The following is a 20,347-nucleotide window of genomic DNA, read 5'->3' on the forward strand; positions in this document are numbered from 1 at the left end:
AATCGCTTCCTTTCGTGTCCTTACTAGAGATAGCTTTAGCGAGTTGAAGCGCTAAATTAAAAATGCGTGACATTTATAAACAAGTTGTCTATAATGATATTATTAATTAAAAATGTATCATACATTTCAGCGTTCTGAAAGAGTATGTGTACTCAGGAAGGAGAAATAAGTAATGAGTCAACACGATTTAGAAGGTTTACGCGGTCAAATCGACAGCTTAAACTTAGAGATTTTGCGCTTAATTAATGAGCGAGCAGAGATTGTTAATGAGATAGGTAAGATTAAAGAGAAGCAGGGTGTGCATCGTTACGATCCCCTTCGAGAACGCCATATGCTGGATTTAATTAAGGAGCATAACAATGGTCCGTTAAATCAAATGACGGTTGATTATATTTTTAAACAAATTTTTAAAACAGCATTAAAGCAGTTAGAGGCAGAGAAGAAAAAAGAATTACTTGTATCGCGTAAAGAGAAATCTGAAGATACAGTTATTAATATTAATGGAGAATTATTAGGAGCAGGTGCACCATCTTTCGTCTTTGGTCCATGTGCAGTTGAATCATATGAGCAAGTGGCGCAAGTTGCCGCATCTATTCGTGATAAAGGTTTAAAATTAATTCGAGGTGGCGCGTACAAGCCACGTACTTCTCCATACGATTTCCAAGGGCTTGGTTTAGAAGGTTTAAAAATTTTAAAGCAAGTATCTGAGGAATACGGTTTAGCTGTTATTACAGAAATTGTAACACCTGCTGATTTAGAAGTAGCACTTGATTATGTAGATGTTGTACAAATAGGTGCACGTAATATGCAAAACTTTGAATTATTAAAGGCAGCAGGGGCAATCAATAAGCCAGTATTGTTAAAACGTGGCTTAGCAGCAACTATTGATGAATTCATTCACGCAGCTGAGTACATTATGTCAAAGGGCAATGAAAATATTATTTTATGTGAGCGTGGTATTCGTACATACGAAAAGGCGACACGTAATACATTAGATATTTCTGCAGTGCCAATTTTAAAGCAGGAAACGCATTTACCAGTAATGGTTGATGTAACGCACTCAACAGGACGTCGCGATTTATTATTACCATGTGCAAAAGCGGCGATTGCAATTGGTGCAGATGGCGTAATGGCTGAAGTTCATCCAGACCCATCAATTGCTTTATCAGACCAGCAGCAGCAAATGGATATTCCAACATTCGATGCATTCTACGACGAAGTGCTAAAGTTCATGAAGCAATATGAAGTAAAAGCTTAAACTTTAAAGTTGTCGAAAAGGAGGTGTCTGAAAAGGAGGCGAACATGCCACTTTTCAGATGCCTTTTACATTTTTCAATGAGATAATAGTCATTGAAAAAGATGTCCTACAGCTTTTTAAGGCATTTTTTTGTCTAACTTCATTTTTTATTGAAATTGGAAATGAAAGTATATATGATGGTATAAAGTGAGTTTTAACATCTTTCAGCGATGTTTTTTGCGACGAGTAACCGCAGCAGCCAATTTTATTTTGTATGAAAACGAGGCAGCAAGGTTTTTTGTACAGATAGCAGGGCGACAGCTATAGATACAGAGGTTTCCCACCTCTACAGCTAGTGAAATGAATGCTTTTTAGGCTCATTTCAGTGGGTGCTGATAAAGAGGAACTCCGTCTAAGAACATCGCGTCCTACGATAACGACATCGTGTCAGCTAAACTTGCGGCGAATGTCACAGATTTTGAAGGAAGCCCTGCGTGATGCAAATCAATTAACCACGGTCATAGGACGTGAAGGCTTTAGGTTAACGTCCACCAAACAGCCCGAAAAAATTTGGACTAAAGTTAGCCGAGGCATCATTGATTAAGGGATATTCAGAAAGACAAAAGCATTTTTTATAAAACTAAAATGTATTTTTACTTGTTTATCTTGTTAATGGGAAATAGAAGATAAGTTGAGAGAAGACGACTGGAGGCGAGTATAGTGACAGTAACAATTTATGATGTAGCGCGCGAGGCCAATGTATCAATGGCTACAGTATCGCGTGTTGTGAATGGCAACCAGAATGTGAAGCCTGCCACTAGAAAAAAAGTATTGGAAGTAATCGAGCGGCTAGAATACCGGCCAAATGCGGTGGCACGTGGCTTGGCTAGTAAAAAAACAACAACAGTAGGCGTGATTATTCCGGATATTTCAAATACAATTTATGCAGAATTAGCACGAGGCATTGAAGATATTGCGACAATGTATAGCTATAATATTATTTTATCGAATTCAGACCAAAAGGAGGACAAGGAGCTGGAATTGCTTGATACGATGTTAAGCAAGCAGGTAGATGGCGTTGTAATGATGACCGATAAAGTATCGAGTAGCATTCAACAAGCAATCAAAGCCTCTCCAGTACCGATTGTTTTAGCAGGCTCTGTTGATGAACAGCAGGAGGCTGCCTCTGTCAATATTGATTATTATGAGGCAGCATATGAAGCTGTTAATATTTTGTTGAAAAATGGACATAAGCGTATCTCATTTGTTTCAGGTCCATTGGATTATACGATTAATGGTATATATAAACTAGCTGCTTATAAGCAGGCATTGCAAGATGCCAATATTGAGCTAGATGAGCAGCTCATTATTGCGGGGGATAGCATATATGATGATGGCATCGCTGCATATGAAGAGTTAACAGCTATTGCAGTACCTCCGACTGCTTATTTTGCAGGCAGCGATGAATTAGCAATCGGCATTATTCATGCGGCACAAGATGCTGGCAAGCAAGTGCCAAATGATATCGAAGTCATTAGCTTTGAAAACTCCAAGTTAGCCCGCATGGTACGTCCACAGCTATCGAGTGTTGCCTTACCACTTTATGATATTGGTGCTGTAGCAATGCGACTTTTAACGAAAATTATGAATAAAGAAGAAGTGGCAGAGCAAACAGTTGTTTTACCATATCATATGGAAATTCGTAGCTCAACGAAGCGTTAAAAATGGAGGGGGCTGTCCAAAAAGCCGTGCATAGCCGGAATTTTGGACAGTAGCGATGATGTTTCGCAAAATGTTGATTCATATAAGCAGAGAACGCCTCTTTTAAAAATGGGATGAACATTGGCTTTAGCAGTGTTATCCTTCAGTAAAAGGGAACATTGATTTCAATGCGGTGTCAAAACAAAATGGACTTTTCGGACAACTCCGTCTCATTAAATTTGCCATCGTTTTAAATGGTAAATAAATAATGATTTTTGAGCATTTATTTGATTTTAAAAGAGCGTAAATCTATACTTTAATAAAAATGGAATAGCTGTCGGAAAATCCTGTGCGTAAGCATGTTTTTCCAACAGCTATTTTTTATTTATGCAAAATATGTAATGCTTTTTGTAGCATTTGTGCATTTTTTTCCTCAATTTCTGCTTTGCGCGGAATCGGGTCATATAGGTCGGTAGGGTCTTCCCAAGTTGGGATAAGCTCATTTGGTGCTTCCTGCTGCCAATGCTCCAGCCAGTTTTTCGGCAATGGACCAGTAGGGCAAGCTAAATCGTTCATTTCTGTCCAAATTAGTGACCAAGCGCGGGGTACAACACGCCAAATATCGTAGCCGCCACCACCAACTGCAATCCACCTACCATCGCAATATTCATGCGCTAATTGATGAGCAAGTTTTGGAATTTCCTTGTAAATTTTCATCGTGCCATATAAATGTGTTAATGGGTCGAGATAATGAGCATCAGCACCATTTTGCGTTAGTACAACATCAGGTTTAAAATGCTCAAACACTTTGCGCATCGCTTGTTCATAAATCATTAAAAAGCTTTCATCCTCTGTGAAAGCATCAATTGGAAAGTTAAAGGATGTGCCGTAGCCTTGCCCGTTTCCGCGCTCGGTCACATTACCTGTACCGGGAAATAAATAGCGTCCTGTTTCATGAATAGACAATGTACATACATTTGGGTCATCGTAAAAAGACCATTGCACCCCATCACCGTGATGGGCATCTGTATCGACATATAATACACGCAAGCCGTACTTTTTCTGTATGTAACGAATGGCTACACTGCTATCATTATAAATGCAAAAGCCCGAAGCTCGTCCGTAAAAGCCATGGTGAAGCCCGCCGCCTAAATTTAGTGCATGGCGTGCCCGACCTTGCAGCACAGCGTCTACAGCTTGTAAAGTACCACCAACGAGCAATGCACTTGCTTCATGCATATTTGGAAAAATTGGTGTATCTTCTGTGCCGATGCCGAAGCTTTCACCTTGTTTAGCTGTGAGCTGACCATGTCCAGCCCTCTTTACAATATCAATATATTTTTCATCGTGTGCAAGGGCAATTTCCTCTTCTGTAGCCATGCGTGCTGGAATAATATCTTCATCTTTTAAAGCGCCGATTTGTTTTAGTAAATCCATTGTTAATAGTAAGCGTTTGTGGTTAAACGGATGGGTGTCCGAAAATTTATAGCCAAGCTGGTCAGGTGAATAGACAAAAAGTGCATTTTTCATACTTGTATCCCTGGTACATTTGGCCACAAAACATGAAAGCCTTGCTTACGTAAATCTTGAATAATTGCTAATGGATTGATAACTTGTAATCGGACGCTCACAATTCGGTTTTCGTCGTTTGTAGCATCAGGATGGATAAGCACGCTTAACACATTCACTTTATGTTGCATAAATATTTTAGAAATATCATGTAGCACACCAGCTTTATCGGAAACGCGAATATCGATTTTAGAACTTGGCTTATGTGCACCAGTTAATTCAATGTAAGTGTATAAAAGGTCTGTTGTTGTAACAAGTCCGACTAATTTACCACCTGAGACAATTGGTAAACAGCTAATTTTAGATTCATAAAAAGTTAAGGCTACCTCTTCAACTAAATCTAATGGATGGCCAACAATTGGATTTTTAATCATCATATTCATTAAAGGTGTATTTTTAATGACGGTTTTTTCTTGCTCATTCAGCTCATCAAGAAAAGCGTGCTTAACATCATGCTCTGTTATAATTCCAACGACTTCCTTTTGTGTATTGACAATCGGTATATGGCGTATGTCATGTTCATGCATTAACTGTGCAGCCTCTCCAACTGTATTTGTAGGGAGTAGTGTGTGCACATTAACTTGCATCATTTCTTCTACAATCATTTTGCAATCCCCTTTGCTTGATTTTTAATACAAAAAACGCCTTTTAAAACGTAGACGATCAAAGCGTTCCATCGTCTCTGCATTGACATGCTTACCAACGCGCCCCATTAGACAGTTTGCTGGATGTGATGCGATTTCTGGGTCGTCTGTCGCAAAATATTCAAAACCTACAGAACTCATCATACGCTCCATCATTTTGCGATATTCCCAGACGTTTAGTCCTGTCCCTTTTAAATCCCAATGCCAATAATATTCAGTTGTAATAACAAGATAGTCTTCCATTGCCTCATCCGCAAACGATATTTCTAACAGTTTTTTTCCTACACCTGTACTGCGATAATCTGGAATGACTTCTATTGCACCAAGCTCAATCATATTTTCGATTTTATCCTCCGCCCAACGCTCGATAGGGTCTGGGTATAAATATGTGACATAGCCAACAACAAGTTCGCCATTGCGAACGATTATAATGCGTCCCTCCTCTAATGAAGCGATACCAATTAAGGCTTTGTGCTGTTGCGGGGCAGGGCGGAATGAAACTAAATCATCATGAAATGCGTAACGAGCTAATTGCTCAGGATGTACAGGGCCTTCTACATGTACAATCCCATGCCTCGTCTCCATTGCAGTGCTAAAAAAGGTTTTTTTATGCTCCATTTATACACCACCTAATTATTCTAATCCTTATTATACAAAAGAATTTAGGGAAAAGGGAAGATGGAAGGGGCTGTCCAGAAAGTAATTTCTTTCATAATAGCCTAATTCCTAATATTGTAATCCCGTTGATAATTCGCAACAAACTAATTTATAAGGAGATTTTGTTTATCATCCGTACAACGGGCATTTAAAAGTTGTGCTAGCCCTTTTTTCGACGTACGGACAATTAAAAAATTAATTTTTTAGAAAATAAATAAAAATTCAGTTGACTAAATAATTATACATATTTATACTAATGCTATCTTATATTTGGAGGGACGGCAATGAAAGTTGGAATTATCGGTGCTACAGGATATGGAGGACTTGAGTTAATTCGCTTTTTACATAATCACCCGGAAGTAGAGAAAATTGAATTATTCACTTCATCAGAAGAAGGAACCATTTTTTCAACAAAGTTTTCTCATTTAGAAGGAATTGAAGACCAGCCATTACAAAAAATCGCTGAAGGAGCTTTGCAAAATTTAGACGTTATTTTTACAAGTACACCATCAGGGGTAACGACTAGTTTATTACCGCCATTATTGCAACAGGGACCAAAATTTATTGATTTGTCAGGTGATTTTCGTTTAAAGAATCGAGCGAGCTTTGAGCAATGGTATAAAAAAACGCCTGCACCGCAGGAGGCAATCGAGCAAAGTGTTTATGGATTAGCAGAATGGAATGAGTCAAAAATTGCTGAGGGACATTTAATTGCCAATCCCGGCTGTTATCCGACAGCAGTTTTATTATCACTATTGCCATTAATAAAAGAAAATTTAATTGACCCGAGCTTTTTAGTTATCGATGCGAAAAGCAGTGTATCAGGTGCTGGTAATAAGCCTACACAGGCAACACATTTTAGTGAAACAAATGAAAATTTCTCAATTTATAAAATTAACGAGCATCAGCATATTCCAGAAATCGAGCAAGCGATTGCAATGTTTGCAAATGTGCAGACAAAAATTTCATTTAATACTCATTTAGTACCAATGACGCGCGGTATTTTAACAACATCATATGCCGCTGTACAGCCTTGCGTTACGCAGGCACAACTGCTCGATTGTTTGCAAGCTGCATATGCGAAACACCCATTTGTACGCGTGATTAAAGAAGCCTCAATGATTGGTACAAATCGTGTGAAAGGCTCAAATTACTGTGATGTGTATGTGCAATTAGATAAGCGCACAAATCGAGCAACGATTGTCGGCGTCATTGATAATTTAGTCAAGGGTGCGGCAGGGCAAGCAATTCAAAATATGAATATACAAATGAACTTACCACAAACGATGGGTTTACAAACAGTACCATTATTCATTTAAGGAGGAAAATAAATGACAGCTATTATTGAATTGAAAAAATTATCTGGAAAAAATATCGTATCTCCAAAAGGCTTTACAGCGGCGGGGGTGCATTGTGGTTTAAAGCATAAGAAAAAGGATTTAGCATTACTTGTAAGTAAGGTACCGGCAAGTGTTGCAGCAGTTTTTACGACGAATGCTGTGCAGGCGGCTCCATTAAAGGTAACGAAGGAGGTTGTTTATAGCACGCAAAAAATGCAGGCAATGCTAATTAATTCAGGCAATGCCAATGCTTGTACAGGCAAGCAAGGGATAGCGGATGCCTATGAAATGCAAAAATTGGCTGCAGAAAAATTAAATATCGACACTAGCTTAGTTGGGGTAGCATCTACAGGGGTTATTGGAGAAATAATGAAAATGGAGCCGTTGAAAAAGGGTGTTGCCATGCTAGTACCTAATGATGATTTAGAGAGCAGCATTGATTTTGCACAGGCCATTTTAACGACGGATACAGTGATGAAAAATACAACCTATGTAACGACAATTGATGGCAAAGAAATTGTTGTTTCTGGTACAGCAAAGGGCTCTGGGATGATTGAGCCAAATATGGCAACGATGCTAGGTTTTATTACGACAGATGCCAACATACAATCAAATGAGCTGCAAAAGGCGCTATTACAAATTACAGATTGTACCTTTAATTCAATTACAGTAGATGGTGATACATCAACAAATGATATGGTTGTCGTCATGGCAAATGGTTTAGCTGGTAATACAGCCTTAACGCCAGAGCATCCAGAGTGGGCAAATTTTTATACTGCACTGCAAGCGGTAGCAGAGGATTTAGCAAAATCGATAGCTCGCGATGGTGAAGGGGCGACAAAATTAATCGAAGTTGAAGTAGTCGGCGCAATGAATGATGCGGAGGCACGTAAAATTGCAAAATCAGTTGTAGGCTCACCACTTGTGAAAACGGCTGTCTTTGGCTGTGATGCCAATTGGGGACGTATTATTGCGGCAGTTGGCTATAGCGGTGCAACGGTCGACCCTGAGAAAATTACGATTCAAATCGGGGGCGTAACAATGGTCGAAAATGGTGAACCAATTGCATTTTCGGAGGAACAGCTTATTACAATACTAAAGCAGCATGAAGTGAAAATTTTCGTTTCTTTAGGCGAGGGTGATGGACATGGCTTTGCTTGGGGGTGTGATTTAACATATGACTACGTTCAAATCAACGCATCATATCGCTCGTAATATTGTCATTAAACTGGGAGGCAGTGCAATAGAAGGCTTGAACAGCGCCTTTTTTCAAAAAATACAGGCACTTCAACGAGAGGGCTATCGCGTTATTATTACACATGGTGGAGGGCCAGCAATTAACCGCACATTAGCTGCTCATCAAGTAGCATCCCATGTGTTACATGGCATACGGGTTACTACAGCAGAAGCAATCGATTTAGTGAAAACAACATTAATTGGGCAAGTAAACCCACTTCTCGTACACGAATTAAATAGAGCAGGAATTGAGGCAATCGGATTAAGCGGCTTTGATGGTCAGTTATTAGAAAGTACATTTTTAGATGAGGCAATCTACGGCTATGTAGGGCAAATTAAAAAGGTAAATACGAAGCTATTAAATACTATTTTAAACACAAATATTGTCCCAGTTATTGCTTGCATTGGGACAACAACAGATGGTCAGGCATTAAATATTAACGGTGATACAGTAGCAAGCGAAGTGGCTCTCGCTATAGAAGCAGAAAGTTTACTTCTTGTCACAGATGTCGCCGGCATCCGAATTGAAGGGCAATATCAGCAGCAAGTGACAAAATCAGCAATTGAAAAATGGATTGCTGATGAACATATTTACGGTGGAATGATTCCGAAAGTACAAGGAGCGCTTGCTTGTTTGGCAGCAGGCATTCCGTCTGTTCAAATTGTAGATGATACATTAACAGGCACAACAATTGTTGGGTGCCAGGCACTCACACAATTCTCGCACAATTCAATTTAAAGGAGATGGCTGTAGGATGAGTGCATTATTTCAAAATTATGCAAGACGACAGATTCATATTGTTAAAGGGCAAGGAACAATCGTGTATGACGATAGTGGGAAGCGTTATCTAGACTTTACAAGTGGGATTGCTGTTTGTTCGCTTGGCCATGCTCATCCAGCGCTTGTGCAAACTTTGCAGGAGCAGAGTGAGAAGCTATGGCATATTAGCAATCTTTTTGAGAGCAAGGGGCAGGAGAAGCTTGCTGCAACATTAGTTCAGGATTTGCCATTAACGTATGCCTTTTTCTGTAATAGTGGGGCAGAGGCTAATGAGGCGGCGATTAAGCTTGCGCGTAAACATACAGGGAAGCATCATATTATTGTTTTTGAGCAATCATTTCATGGGCGTACATTTGGTGCGATGTCGGCAACAGGACAGGATAAAGTGCGAAATGGCTTTGGTCCTTTAGTTGAACAGTTTACGACATTGCCATTTAATGATGTGGTGGCACTTGAAGCCGCTATTGATGAAACAGTGGCAGCGATTATGTTAGAGCCGATTCAAGGTGAGGGTGGCATTAATGAGGTGACGCCAGAGTTTGCAGAAGCTATACAAAAAATTTGTGAAGCGCATAGTATTTTATTAATTGTCGATGAGGTACAAACAGGAATTGGTCGTACAGGGACGCGCTTTGCGTTTGAGCAAACGGCATTAAAACCACATATTGTGTCGATGGCTAAAGGTTTAGGAGGCGGCTTTCCAATTGGCGGCATACTAGGTACGGCAGAATTATTTGAAACATTTAATGCAGGAACACACGGTACAACATTCGGTGGTAACCCGTTAGCCGTGGCAGTTGCACAAACAGTCGTAGAGCATGTTTTTAACGAGGCTTTTTTACAGCAAGTGCAGGATAAATCAGCCTATTTGCAGGCGAGGCTACAGCAGGCATTAAATGACAAAAAGTTCACAATTCAAGGAAAAGGCTTAATGCTTGGTATTTACTGCGGTGGTGAAGATGTAGCGAGCTATGTTACTCAATTGGAGCAGGCAGGCTTGCTCGTTGTACAGGCAGGCACAAAAGTCATTCGTTTATTACCACCATTGACAGTAAGTGAGTCGGAAATGGATGAAGCAGTTGCTATTTTACAACAAATATTATGCAATTAGAGCCGAGCTGTTTAAAAAATCTAAATTACTTTCCAAATAAAATTCCAAGGGAATAGGCTTTAAAGTACGCCCTTGGCGAAAAGGATAATGACAATTTATTGTGACTGCTGAAGGAGCAGTGTTTTTTAGCGAATACTTAATAGATAAGCTAAGGCTGCCTGAAAAGAGATTCTTTTTCAGACAGCCTTATTGTTGTGCTTATTCCTCTTGTTCTTCCCCATTGTCTTCAGGGTCCCCTGTCGGTGGCTCCTCTGGTACGGGCGGTTCATTGTCTTCATCTGTATTTGGCTCATCGATTTCAGGTGGTGGAGCGGCAGTTTCGATAATGTTTGAAGGCTCAGATTGACGCCCTGTAATATCTACTGCAACAACATAATAGTTAGCTCCGATGGCAATTTGAGCCCGACGCCCTTGTTCAAAGCCATTCGTCGCAATAAGCTGACCTTCTGTCGAATAGACTCGATAGCCGATAACATCATTTGATGCCGACTTCGACCATACTAATGTATTGCCATCAAGTGTAACAATAACAGATGCTGGTGCCTCTTCATCCGCTTCAAATGCTGCCCCTGTAACGACAGTTGAGCTTAAGGAAGAATTGTTAGGTAAGAGCTTTGCAGGATCTCCACCTAAAGAGCCAAGCATGCGTTTAACAAACTCCTCGTTTAAGCCGACGCCCCCCATTGTAACGAATTCAGCAGGGGTAGAAGGGAGAGCACTGTATGATTTACCATCAATATTGACAGATGCAGAAGAAACTAAGCTGTCATCTGGAATGGAAGGTACAAATACATTGCGATTAAATAAATCGGAGCGCACTAGCCCAGCACTTGAACAAGCTTCAGAAGGTGCTAAGCCTGAAATTCCACAAAACGATGCGCTAACAACATTTGCAGGCTTTTCAAATTTTTCTTTCGTTCCGATAAATTCAGGGTCGATATCGTAAATAGTATTCATCAACGAAGCCCATAGTAAATTCACACGGGTACTTGGCTGATAGTAAGTGTTATTGAATGTATATAATGATCTAGGCTGGTCATAGCCCATCCACACACCTAAAGAAATATTAGGATTATAGCCAACTAACCAAACATCCTTATAATCCTGTGTTGTACCTGTTTTTGCTGCAAAATCAGAAGAGAATTTTAATGTGCTCTTTGCACGCATACCTGTACCATAATCAAGTACATCACGCAGCATATCTGTAACAATGTAGGAAGTTTCAGGTGTAAATACTTCAACTGGCTCTACCTCATGCTGATAAATAATATTGCCATCTAAATCAACAATTTTCTCAATCATATAAGCATCAATAAATTGACCGCCATTTGCAAGTGTAGCAAATGCATTTGTATTTTCTTCAACTGTTGTCCCATTCGTTAATCCACCGATAGCTGTTGCTAAATTGACATAATCGCCCTCGGTTAAGCGAGAAAAGCCCATTTTAGCTAAATATTCAGCAGGTCGATTTGGTAAAATATCATCATATAAGCGAAGCGCTGTTAAGTTTTGAGAATGAGCTAAGGCCTCACGTGCAGGCATTATTCCTCTTTCTTCATTTTCAAGATAGTTCGAAGGGCTATAGCCGTCATAGCTACGCTTAAATTTCACATCGACAACAGGGCTACCTGCACCAATTTTTCCATACTCAATAGCCGGACCATATGCTAAAAGTGGCTTCATTGTTGAACCATTTGAACGATATGCCTGTGTAGCATGATTTAGTGCCTCAATATTAAAATCACGCCCGCCAACAAAGCTTAAAATACGTCCTGTCTTGTTCTCGATAACAACACTTCCAACTTGCACAGGCATTTCAACTGTTATTTCTTCTCCAGTTTCACTATCTATCGTCGTTGCTGTATACGTATGACCGTAGTATTGGAAATTCTCGGCTGCTGCTTTCATTGCGTCATACATTTGCTGATTAATTGTAGAATAGATGCGATAGCCTTTTGAGCGCACATCACGGTCTGCTAAAATCATATATTTTTCAAGCAACTGTGATTCTTCTTGCAAGCGCTTTGGATCAATGCCATCCTGCTCAGCTAACATATCCGCAATAATTTTTTTCGCACGGTTTTCAAGCTCGTATGTTAACCATGGGTAGCGGTCTTCAGGGCGTGATTCAGGTTTTCTAAAATCTTGCGTAATATCGTAGACGATAGCTTCTTGATATTCATTTTCTGAAATGTAGCCAGCTTCCTTCATACGGTATAGAACCGTTTTCATCCGGTCAATGCCGGGCTTTAAAGCTTCCTCTGTTTTTAATTGCCCTTTTTGTGTAAAAGGTGTATGGGCATACGGTGCTTGCGGTATTCCCGCGATATACGCAGCTTGTGGTAAAGAAAGCTCAGAAGCTTTAATGCCAAATATACCGTCCGCTGCTGTTTCGATTCCAGCTATATTGCGACCTGAAGCATTACGCCCATAGGGGATAATATTCAAATAGGCCTCCAATATTTCTTGCTTTGTCATAAATTTTTCAAGTCGTAATGCTAACAATATTTCTTTTGCTTTACGTTCATAAGATACTTCATTTGTTAATATTTGATTTTTTATTAATTGCTGTGTTAATGTCGAGCCACCTGTTTGAGTAGCCGAATTTGTAAAGTCTTGTAGCAACCCACGCAGGACAGCTTTTGGGACGATACCATTATGCTCACGGAAGTACTCGTCCTCTGTTGCAAGAACAGCATCAATTACAATGGGCGAAACATCCTTTAGAGAGGTTTCACGACGCTCTAAATCTGTACGTAGCTTGCCAATATAAATATTGTCCGCAAAGTAAATTTCACTCGTTTCCTCGTAATTGAAAATAAGCTCACGCATATTTTCCTTAGAACGCAAAGGCTCTTCTTTTACGAGTGATGCGAAATATCCCGCACCAACTGCCCCAGCAAATACAGTTAAAGTTGCTACTAATATAAGAATTAATAATGATAAATTCCAAATAACGCCACCTGTAATGCGGAACGCACGCATCCAAGATTTGTTTGCTAGAGCTTCTAATTTGTTATTTATTTGTGTCAACCATTCTTTCAATGAAACGACCTCCTAAACTCATTTACCTCGATTCAGTTAAACCAAAGGAGTAGGGCTCTTACTGAATTAGAGGAACTCAGTCGAAAGAACACCACATTTTGGTGCTAATAACTGAGTGACCAACATCATGTTGACTCAAAGTCTCCAGCGGATGTCATGGATTTTAGCTTTGTTTCCTTCATGAACTCGGAAAAATCCAACCGCAATTACGCTAATGCGTAATTGATTATAGCACATTTTTTCTACAGCTAAAATATAGTTATTGACAATAGACGCTGTTTAGGTAAAATAGACTGTATAGTTTTTCAAGTATTGAAGAGATTGCAGTAGTGTTATCATTCCCTGTCAAGAGAGCTAGCGTGTGGTGAGAGCTAGTCATAATGTATAACATGAATTACGTTCTTGGAGCTTGGACGTTGACGTCGCGTTAAGACGGATGAGAGGAAGAGTAATGCTCTTCAAGCTGGGTGGTACCGCGTTATTTTTACGATAGCGTCCCTGCATGCATAGTGCGTGTAGGGACTTTTTTGTTTCTATGCGTAAAAAAAGAGGAGGACACAACATGACAAACAAACTAATTGAAGACTTAAATTGGCGTGGTTTGTTATACCAGCAAACAGACGCAGAAGGTATGGAAAAGCTATTAAATGAGCAGTCCGTATCATTATACTGTGGGGTTGACCCAACGGCTGATTCGATGCACATCGGCCATATCGTACCATTATTAACGCTTCGCCGCTTCCAACAAGCTGGTCATAAGCCGGTATTGCTAGTTGGTGGTGCAACAGGAATGGTAGGGGACCCATCTGGACGTTCAGAGGAGCGCCAATTGCAAACAGTAGAGCAAATTGACCGAAATGTACAGGGCATTAAAAAACAATTAGAGCGCATTTTTGACTTTAATTCTAGCGCAGAAAATACAGCAAAGCTTGTCAACAATCACGATTGGATTGGAAAAATGAGTACAATCGAGTTTTTACGTGATTTTGGGAAGCTATTGAATGTCAACTACATGCTAGCAAAGGATACGATTTCTTCACGTTTAGATACAGGTATTTCATTTACAGAATTTACGTACACAATCATTCAAGGAATTGATTTTAATCATTTATACGACAACCATAATGTACGCATCCAAATCGGTGGCTCGGATCAGTGGGGCAATATTACAACAGGCTTAGAAGTCATACGTAAAACGCATGATGACAATGCAAAAGCATTCGGTTTTACAATTCCATTAGTAACAAAGGCTGATGGCACGAAATTCGGTAAAACAGCAGGTGGCGCAGTATGGTTAGACGCTGAAAAAACGAGCCCATATGAATTCTACCAATTCTGGATTAACACTGGTGATGCAGATGTTATTAAATACTTGAAAATCTTTACATTCCTATCACGTGAAGAAATCGAGGTATTACAAACAAGTGTTGAGCAAGAACCACATTTACGCAAAGCACAAAAGGCATTAGCAGAAGAAATGACGCGCTTAATTCACGGCCAAGAGGCACTTGATACTGCACAGCGTATTACAGCAGCACTATTCTCTGGAGATTTAAAAGCTTTATCTGCAGAAGAAATGAAAGATGCTTTTAAAGATGTTCCTTCTATTGAAATGGCGAAAGAAGATAAAAACATTGTTGAAATGCTTGTCGATGCAGGTGTTTCCCCATCAAAGCGTCAAGCGCGTGAAGATGTAACAAATGGTGCCATCAGCATCAACGGTGAAAAGGTGACGGATTTAGAATATACAGTAGATGCTAAAGACCGTTTAGAAGACGCTTTTTCCATTATTCGCCGTGGTAAAAAGAAATACCATATGGTGAAATTTAATTAAAAAATAAGAAAGGCGCATGAACTCAAATTGAAAAATCTGATTCATGCGCTTTTATTTTGTTCCACCAAAAGATTTCAAGAAGTACCCTAAACACAAACCAAGAAAAGCTGTAGAAGTATATTTGAAAATGAAGTTAACTTTCTAGTTATAAATACAAAAAAATTATTGGAACACTTTTTCTTTTTTTATCCCGTATTAACAGGCTGTAAGACCCCCACTTCAAAACAACAGATAAAATCAAGATGTTTAAGTGGGGGATTCAACAGCCTGTAAAAACCCGATTGGTGAAACTACCAATCAGTGGGGGATGAAGAAAACCCCCACTGATTGAAGGTTCACTTTATCGTTTATGTTAAAAAGGGGGAGGAAAATGATGGAGAAAATAGGGAGTATCGTATTGCTAACAATAGGTATATTATTTTTGGCGCGCCATTATTATTTTTAACGATGTTCTTCCTGCATCAAAGCTATGTATGGCTTTTAGTTGCTGCTGTTCTCGTAGTTTATATTTTACTCATATTAAGAATTTTGCAATTCTTCAAAACGAAAAGGCGCAAGCAAATAACGGCGTTTATTATGTTAGGGATTATGATTGTACCAACTGTTTTAGCTGGGCAAACATATTATGAAAGCCAGCTAGCTACAGTGGATAGTGAGGTAGATATATGGGTGTACCATCCCTTCACCGAAAATAATCAAATTACAAAATTAGGCGAGGTGTCAACGTTAACTTTGGATGGCAAAATGCCAAAAATAGATGGTGCAACGGCGCTATATCCATTGTATACAGCATTTGTACAAGCTACATATCCAGAAAACGCAGATTACTTCAAAAAAACAGTAATGGTTAATAAAACACCTGATGCCTATAATAATGTAATTAATGGCAAAGTGGATGTCATTTTTGCTGCTGCGCCGTCTGAGCGCCAGCTAAAGATAGCGCAGCAAAAGAATGTTGAATTAAATATGACACCGATTGGCAAAGAAGCATTTGTCTTTTTTGTACATAAAAATAACCCAATTAATAGCTTAACATTAGAGCAAGTTCGCGGTATTTATGCAGGAGAGATTACGAATTGGTCACAAATAGGAGGAGCTAACGAAAAAATTCGTGCCTTTCAACGACCTGAAGATAGCGGTTCTCAAACGGCACTGCAATATTTAATGGAAGATACACCGATTATGGAAGCCCCGAGAGAGGATATTGTTTCGGGAATGGGGGGCATTATTCAACAAGTCGCACAATATAAAAATTATAAAAATGCGCTTGGTTATACATTCCGCTACTATTCAACAGAAATGGTGCAAAACGACCAAATCAAATTATTATCAATTGAAGGAATCGCACCGACAAAGGACAATATCCGCAATAACACATATCCAATTACATCGGAATTTTATGCAATAACAACAAATACGTCAAATGACAATACAGCGAGGCTTATTGAATGGATTTTATCACCTCAAGGGCAAGGGTTAGTTGAAAAAGTAGGATATGTGCCACTCAATGAGTGAATAAATGATTGTTTTTCGGTCGAATGAAAAAATCCACTTAGCCTTATAGTGCACTGACCTAAAAAAATGAGACAAATAAAAACACCTTTCGTTGAAAAACGGGTATTGTACCTTATCAAATCAACGTGGAGGTGTTTTTCTATGGGGACAAGAGTGAGTTACCCAGTAGAAGTGAAAATGAAAGCAATAGAAATGAGATTAGAAGGGATTCCTGTAAAACAAGTACTAGAGGAACTAAATATTCGTAACCATTCTCAGTTAAAAACATGGATGAAATGGTACAGGAACGGCGAATTACATCGTCTTGAGCAGCCTGTAGGAAAACAATATACATTTGGGAAAGGACCTGAATATGAAAGTGAAACCGCTAAGTTACAAGCAGAGAATCGTTATTTAAAGCAACAAATTGAAGTGTTAAAAAAGTACGCAGAGTTGGAGAGGAAGTGGTTCCAAAAGTTGTAGTAGAGCTTGTAGAGGAATTAAAAGAAATCATGCCGATTGGTGAAATCTGCCGTCATTTAGGTGTAGCTCGTTCGTCGTATTACCGCTGGAAGGCCAATGAAAATAAATTCACTCAAAAGGATCTTCGAGACCAACAAATTGGCGATTTGTGTAAGCGACACAAATTCAGATACGGTTATCGAAAAATCACAGAATTACTTACTGGCATTAGTGAGAAAACGGTGCAACGTGTGATGCAAAAATACGGCTGGCAATGTCGTGTAAAGATAAAGAAACGTAAACGTACAGGACAACCGGCTCACATTGTTCCTAACTTATTAGCACGTAATTTTACGGCATCCAAACCGCTAGAAAGGCTTGTAACAGATATTACTTACTTGCCTTTTGGACAATCCATGATGTACCTTTCAAGTATCTTAGACCTATTTAATGGCGAAATGATTGCGTATACAATTGGTTTTACACAAGACACTGACTTTGTTTTAGATACGCTAAATCAATTACCCGATCTACCAGAAGGCTGTATCCTGCATAGCGATTAGGGTTCTGTTTACACATCTTACGCGTATCAGAAGGAAGTCAAAGAAAAAGGAATTACCATGAGCATGTCTCGTAAAGGCATGCCCGCTGATAATTCCCCAATTGAAACGTTTCACTCCTCGCTAAAGTCTGAAACGTTCTACCTCGATGATATTTATCGCACAACAAATGCGTGTGTAATAAATATTGTCGAAGAATACATTGACTATTATAACAATATTCGGATTAAAACGAAATTAAACAACCAGTCGCCGGTTCAATACCGTCAACTGGCTGTAAAATAAGGTGTTTTCATACTGTCTCAAAAATGATACTCAGTGCCATAGCTCGGTGGATTTTTATGACATAACTACTTTTACTTTTTAAAATTAACCTTGATAACGGTATAATTGATTTTGTTTATTGTTTAAAAATTGAATGAGTCGATTTTTAGCAAAGTCGTGTTCTACACAAAAATTCTGTTGGATTTTAGCTATTTCTTTATGTGTAAAGTCATATAGCTCCATTCGCTCTAATAAAAAGGTTGGCACACATGCATGGTACATAAAATTATTTGCTTTATGCTCCTGATATTTTTGAAAAAGTGGGGGCAAGTCAAATTGATTGCCACTATGCAGCAGCACATGGCATAATTCATGACAGAAATCTTGCCATTCCTCTTCGGGTGATAAATTTTCCTCAAGAAAAATATAAGCACGACCTTCAATAAACAAAGCCTGACTACGTTCTGACCAATAAAATACTTTAACCCCTAATCTAGCTGCGACTTCTTGAAAGCTCAATAAAGATAAATCGGTAATGCCCAACTGCATATAAAAGCGCGTAATATAATCCTCAAGATGTGTATAATAGTACATTAAAACAACTCCTAAAAAGCCATTTGAGAACATTTGTTCTATTTTATTATATTATAAAACCTCACCTTTTGGTAGTGAGGTTTGGAATATGATTGACAATCAATAAGGACAACTGCTAATTATTCATTTAAAATGTCATTTTAAAGCTCTCCATGGTCTTTTAAAATCTCCCACATTTTACGCAGTTTTTCTAAATCTTCTTCCTTTGATTTTGGCAATTCCTTATACCATTTTTGAAGTGTTGGATTGTTAGCAAAAGCTTGAAATTCAGCCTCGTCCTTTTCCTCCTGTGTCAATGCAGGTGAATTAGAACGGCCAAGAAGATAGTCTGTACTAACATTTAATATATTTGCTAATTGTAGCAATTCACTATCTTTTACAGGTCGCTCATTTGCTTCAATTCTATTCATCACGCTAACATTCAGATTCACTCGGCTTGCTAGCTCTCTTTGTGTCCATCCTTTGCTTTCTCTTAATGCAACGATTCGTTTTCCGATACTCATCATCATTCACCGCTTTCAGAGATTTCATACTTAATTATAGCATGTTTCTGTTTTGGAAATAAAAAATTTCTTTAATAGCAACTTTATGCTTGAATTTCTATTTCAGCAATGTTATATTTATGTTAACTAGTTGCTGAAATAGAAATTTATTGAGAGGCATATTTAAAAAAGCAACTTTTATATCGGATGCTATATAAATAAAAAATAGGAGGGTTTTTGATGGGGAAAGAAAATCAGCAAATGAATGTATTTGAGAATGGTATTTATATTGTACAGGATGGATGTGTTACACCGCTAAAGCCGAAAGCGTTTGGACAAGATACTATCATTTGGAAAAACGGGCGAGTTTTAGATGTAGAGCGAGCGGAGCGTATTCGCATTCAACAAGATAAATAATAGTCCTTACGGAAAAACCGACGGACACTAATTGATTTTGGCTATTTAGCCAAATCAATTAGTGTCCTTTTTATTTAACTTCCATCAGCAATGTTTACTGCGACGAGTAATCGCAGGAGCACATGTTTACTGCGACGAGTAATCGCAGGAGCTAAATTCTTTTTGTATCGAAAGCGAAGCGTAATTGATAAAAGAAAGGGGAAAGGGAATGGCTAAATATTTTCCAGATTTAATTGAGGAATATAAGCAATCATTAAAAAGCTTGCAGGAAATAGATGGCTGCACAAGTATGGAGCGTGATTTAAAGGAGGCGATTCAATGGATGGAGACAGGCTATGACCCTGCTGAATATCGGGCTGCTACAAGAACTGATAGCTATGTCATGGACCATTATTTAATGCAGCAATTTCTTATATCTCTTGATTGTAATTTCACTGGATTAGATGAGGAGGAAAAATCGCTAAATAACGAGGACGAGCGATTAGACAATATTCAAAGCATTATTAAAGAAGCATTGGTGGGGTTAACAGAAAATGAGCGTAAAGTATTTATACTTATTCGAGCCGAGTACATGACGTTTTCAAAAGTGGCTGACATTTTAGAAATTACACGTAGCTCAGTGCAAAGTTATTTAAGGCGAGCAGAAACAAAAATAAAAAACAATATTAATGGCAAAAAGTTAATCTGTCATGGAGGTGGCTATATAACGAAAAGTTCATTTTAAGGGCTTGCCATACAAATGCCTATATAGTGAGGAGTTCATTTAAGCGAGATTGAGGTCATTCTATCTTGCCATACAAACACCTATATAGTGAAAGCGTCTTTTTCCAGCTTACAGACGTTAAAGACTAATCTGGTAAAGCTTAAGGGGGGAGAACGATTGAAAAAGAAAAAGTAATTTTGGTAAGACACAATTTAC

General features: G+C 38.8%; 16 protein-coding genes, 1 pseudogene and 1 other annotated feature. Of the genes and pseudogenes, 11 read left to right on the plus strand and 6 right to left on the minus strand.

The annotated features are described in order from the left end of the window. Nucleotides 1-172 precede the first annotated feature (172 nt). Both MHH70_RS18145 and ccpA read left to right on the plus strand, forming a co-directional pair. The gene (locus tag MHH70_RS18145; protein ID WP_066161919.1) at nt 173-1,258 is read left to right on the plus strand and encodes a bifunctional 3-deoxy-7-phosphoheptulonate synthase/chorismate mutase; all 1,086 of its coding nucleotides are present in this window, start codon (nt 173-175) and stop codon (nt 1,256-1,258) included. 699 nt (nt 1,259-1,957) lie between these two features. After that, nucleotides 1,958-2,959, plus strand: coding sequence for a catabolite control protein A (gene ccpA / locus MHH70_RS18150; RefSeq protein WP_066161922.1), 1,002 nt, complete (start codon nt 1,958-1,960; stop codon nt 2,957-2,959). Between the two features lie 360 nt (nt 2,960-3,319). Here the strand turns inward: ccpA and MHH70_RS18155 are convergent, their stop codons facing one another. The 3 genes from MHH70_RS18155 to MHH70_RS18165 are packed head-to-tail and all read right to left on the minus strand — an operon-like array spanning nt 3,320 to nt 5,769. Then, nucleotides 3,320-4,468 carry an acetoin utilization protein AcuC gene (locus MHH70_RS18155; RefSeq protein WP_066161924.1) on the minus strand — a complete coding sequence of 383 codons (1,149 nt, stop codon included), beginning with the start codon at nt 4,466-4,468 and terminating at the stop codon, nt 3,320-3,322. Continuing rightward, complete coding sequence (locus tag MHH70_RS18160) at nt 4,465-5,112, minus strand: CBS and ACT domain-containing protein (protein ID WP_066161927.1); 648 nt, start codon at nt 5,110-5,112, stop codon at nt 4,465-4,467. Before MHH70_RS18160 ends, MHH70_RS18155 begins: the two co-directional genes overlap by 4 nt. Nucleotides 5,113-5,136: 24 nt before the next feature. After that, nucleotides 5,137-5,769, minus strand: coding sequence for a GNAT family N-acetyltransferase (locus MHH70_RS18165; protein WP_342472161.1), 633 nt, complete (start codon nt 5,767-5,769; stop codon nt 5,137-5,139). Between the two features lie 323 nt (nt 5,770-6,092). Between MHH70_RS18165 and argC the strand changes: the two genes are divergently transcribed. From argC to MHH70_RS18185, 4 genes are read left to right on the plus strand one after another with little or no spacing between them, the layout of a single operon-like run. Continuing rightward, nucleotides 6,093-7,127, plus strand: coding sequence for an N-acetyl-gamma-glutamyl-phosphate reductase (gene argC, locus MHH70_RS18170; RefSeq protein WP_342472162.1), 1,035 nt, complete (start codon nt 6,093-6,095; stop codon nt 7,125-7,127). A gap of 12 nt (nt 7,128-7,139) precedes the next feature. After that, entirely contained in the window at nt 7,140-8,363 is a 1,224-nt protein-coding gene (gene argJ / locus MHH70_RS18175; RefSeq protein ID WP_342472163.1) for a bifunctional ornithine acetyltransferase/N-acetylglutamate synthase, read from the plus strand. After that, nucleotides 8,326-9,123 carry an acetylglutamate kinase gene (gene argB, locus MHH70_RS18180; RefSeq protein WP_342472164.1) on the plus strand — a complete coding sequence of 266 codons (798 nt, stop codon included), beginning with the start codon at nt 8,326-8,328 and terminating at the stop codon, nt 9,121-9,123. Before argJ ends, argB begins: the two co-directional genes overlap by 38 nt. Nucleotides 9,124-9,139: 16 nt before the next feature. Beyond that, nucleotides 9,140-10,276, plus strand: coding sequence for an acetylornithine transaminase (locus MHH70_RS18185; protein ID WP_342472165.1), 1,137 nt, complete (start codon nt 9,140-9,142; stop codon nt 10,274-10,276). A 198-nt stretch (nt 10,277-10,474) separates the two neighbouring features. Here MHH70_RS18185 and MHH70_RS18190 read toward each other — a convergent pair whose 3' ends face one another. Further along, nucleotides 10,475-13,321 (minus strand): transglycosylase domain-containing protein, encoded by a 2,847-nt coding sequence (locus MHH70_RS18190; RefSeq protein WP_342472166.1) that lies wholly within the window; start codon nt 13,319-13,321, stop codon nt 10,475-10,477. A 303-nt stretch (nt 13,322-13,624) separates the two neighbouring features. Then, nucleotides 13,625-13,824: a binding site (T-box leader), on the plus strand. Nucleotides 13,825-13,883: 59 nt separating this feature from the next. Between MHH70_RS18190 and tyrS the strand changes: the two genes are divergently transcribed. The 3 genes and pseudogenes from tyrS (at nt 13,884) to MHH70_RS18205 (ending at nt 17,956) form a co-directional block, all read left to right on the plus strand. Beyond that, nucleotides 13,884-15,155: a tyrosine--tRNA ligase gene (gene tyrS / locus MHH70_RS18195; RefSeq protein WP_342472167.1), complete on the plus strand. Its 1,272-nt coding sequence runs from the start codon at nt 13,884-13,886 to the stop codon at nt 15,153-15,155. 327 nt (nt 15,156-15,482) lie between these two features. Beyond that, nucleotides 15,483-16,670: a substrate-binding domain-containing protein gene (locus tag MHH70_RS18200; RefSeq protein WP_342472168.1), complete on the plus strand. Its 1,188-nt coding sequence runs from the start codon at nt 15,483-15,485 to the stop codon at nt 16,668-16,670. 141 nt (nt 16,671-16,811) lie between these two features. Then, nucleotides 16,812-17,956 (plus strand): annotated as a pseudogene (locus tag MHH70_RS18205) (IS3 family transposase). An 84-nt stretch (nt 17,957-18,040) separates the two neighbouring features. On the opposite strand, the gene MHH70_RS18210 reads toward MHH70_RS18205, so the two are convergent. Then, nucleotides 18,041-18,529 carry an ImmA/IrrE family metallo-endopeptidase gene (locus tag MHH70_RS18210; protein ID WP_066161953.1) on the minus strand — a complete coding sequence of 163 codons (489 nt, stop codon included), beginning with the start codon at nt 18,527-18,529 and terminating at the stop codon, nt 18,041-18,043. Nucleotides 18,530-18,669: 140 nt separating this feature from the next. Next, nucleotides 18,670-19,038, minus strand: a complete 369-nt coding sequence (locus MHH70_RS18215; protein ID WP_154098144.1) for a helix-turn-helix transcriptional regulator — start codon at nt 19,036-19,038, stop codon at nt 18,670-18,672. A 213-nt stretch (nt 19,039-19,251) separates the two neighbouring features. Between MHH70_RS18215 and MHH70_RS18220 the strand changes: the two genes are divergently transcribed. Further along, complete coding sequence (locus tag MHH70_RS18220; protein ID WP_342472169.1) at nt 19,252-19,428, plus strand: DUF3954 domain-containing protein; 177 nt, start codon at nt 19,252-19,254, stop codon at nt 19,426-19,428. Nucleotides 19,429-19,636: 208 nt separating this feature from the next. After that, complete coding sequence (locus MHH70_RS18225) at nt 19,637-20,152, plus strand: sigma factor-like helix-turn-helix DNA-binding protein (protein WP_342472170.1); 516 nt, start codon at nt 19,637-19,639, stop codon at nt 20,150-20,152. The last annotated feature ends 195 nt before the right edge of the window (nt 20,153-20,347 follow it).

Origin of the sequence: Metasolibacillus sp. FSL H7-0170, from assembly GCF_038593115.1 — a bacterium.
In the GTDB taxonomy this organism is placed as follows: Bacteria; Bacillota; Bacilli; order Bacillales_A; family Planococcaceae; genus Metasolibacillus; species Metasolibacillus fluoroglycofenilyticus.

What these genes read in the sequence shown, in the direction of transcription:
- MHH70_RS18215 (WP_154098144.1), bottom strand. Translation starts at nt 19,038, where the DNA reads ATGATGATGAGTATCGGAAAACGAATCGTTGCATTAAGAGAAAGCAAA.
- argC (WP_342472162.1), top strand. Translation starts at nt 6,093, where the DNA reads ATGAAAGTTGGAATTATCGGTGCTACAGGATATGGAGGACTTGAGTTA.
- argJ (WP_342472163.1), top strand. Translation starts at nt 7,140, where the DNA reads ATGACAGCTATTATTGAATTGAAAAAATTATCTGGAAAAAATATCGTA.
- MHH70_RS18145 (WP_066161919.1), top strand. Translation starts at nt 173, where the DNA reads ATGAGTCAACACGATTTAGAAGGTTTACGCGGTCAAATCGACAGCTTA.
- argB (WP_342472164.1), top strand. Translation starts at nt 8,326, where the DNA reads ATGACTACGTTCAAATCAACGCATCATATCGCTCGTAATATTGTCATT.
- tyrS (WP_342472167.1), top strand. Translation starts at nt 13,884, where the DNA reads ATGACAAACAAACTAATTGAAGACTTAAATTGGCGTGGTTTGTTATAC.
- MHH70_RS18185 (WP_342472165.1), top strand. Translation starts at nt 9,140, where the DNA reads ATGAGTGCATTATTTCAAAATTATGCAAGACGACAGATTCATATTGTT.
- MHH70_RS18210 (WP_066161953.1), bottom strand. Translation starts at nt 18,529, where the DNA reads ATGTACTATTATACACATCTTGAGGATTATATTACGCGCTTTTATATG.
- MHH70_RS18220 (WP_342472169.1), top strand. Translation starts at nt 19,252, where the DNA reads ATGGGGAAAGAAAATCAGCAAATGAATGTATTTGAGAATGGTATTTAT.
- MHH70_RS18165 (WP_342472161.1), bottom strand. Translation starts at nt 5,769, where the DNA reads ATGGAGCATAAAAAAACCTTTTTTAGCACTGCAATGGAGACGAGGCAT.
- MHH70_RS18225 (WP_342472170.1), top strand. Translation starts at nt 19,637, where the DNA reads ATGGCTAAATATTTTCCAGATTTAATTGAGGAATATAAGCAATCATTA.
- MHH70_RS18155 (WP_066161924.1), bottom strand. Translation starts at nt 4,468, where the DNA reads ATGAAAAATGCACTTTTTGTCTATTCACCTGACCAGCTTGGCTATAAA.
- MHH70_RS18160 (WP_066161927.1), bottom strand. Translation starts at nt 5,112, where the DNA reads ATGATTGTAGAAGAAATGATGCAAGTTAATGTGCACACACTACTCCCT.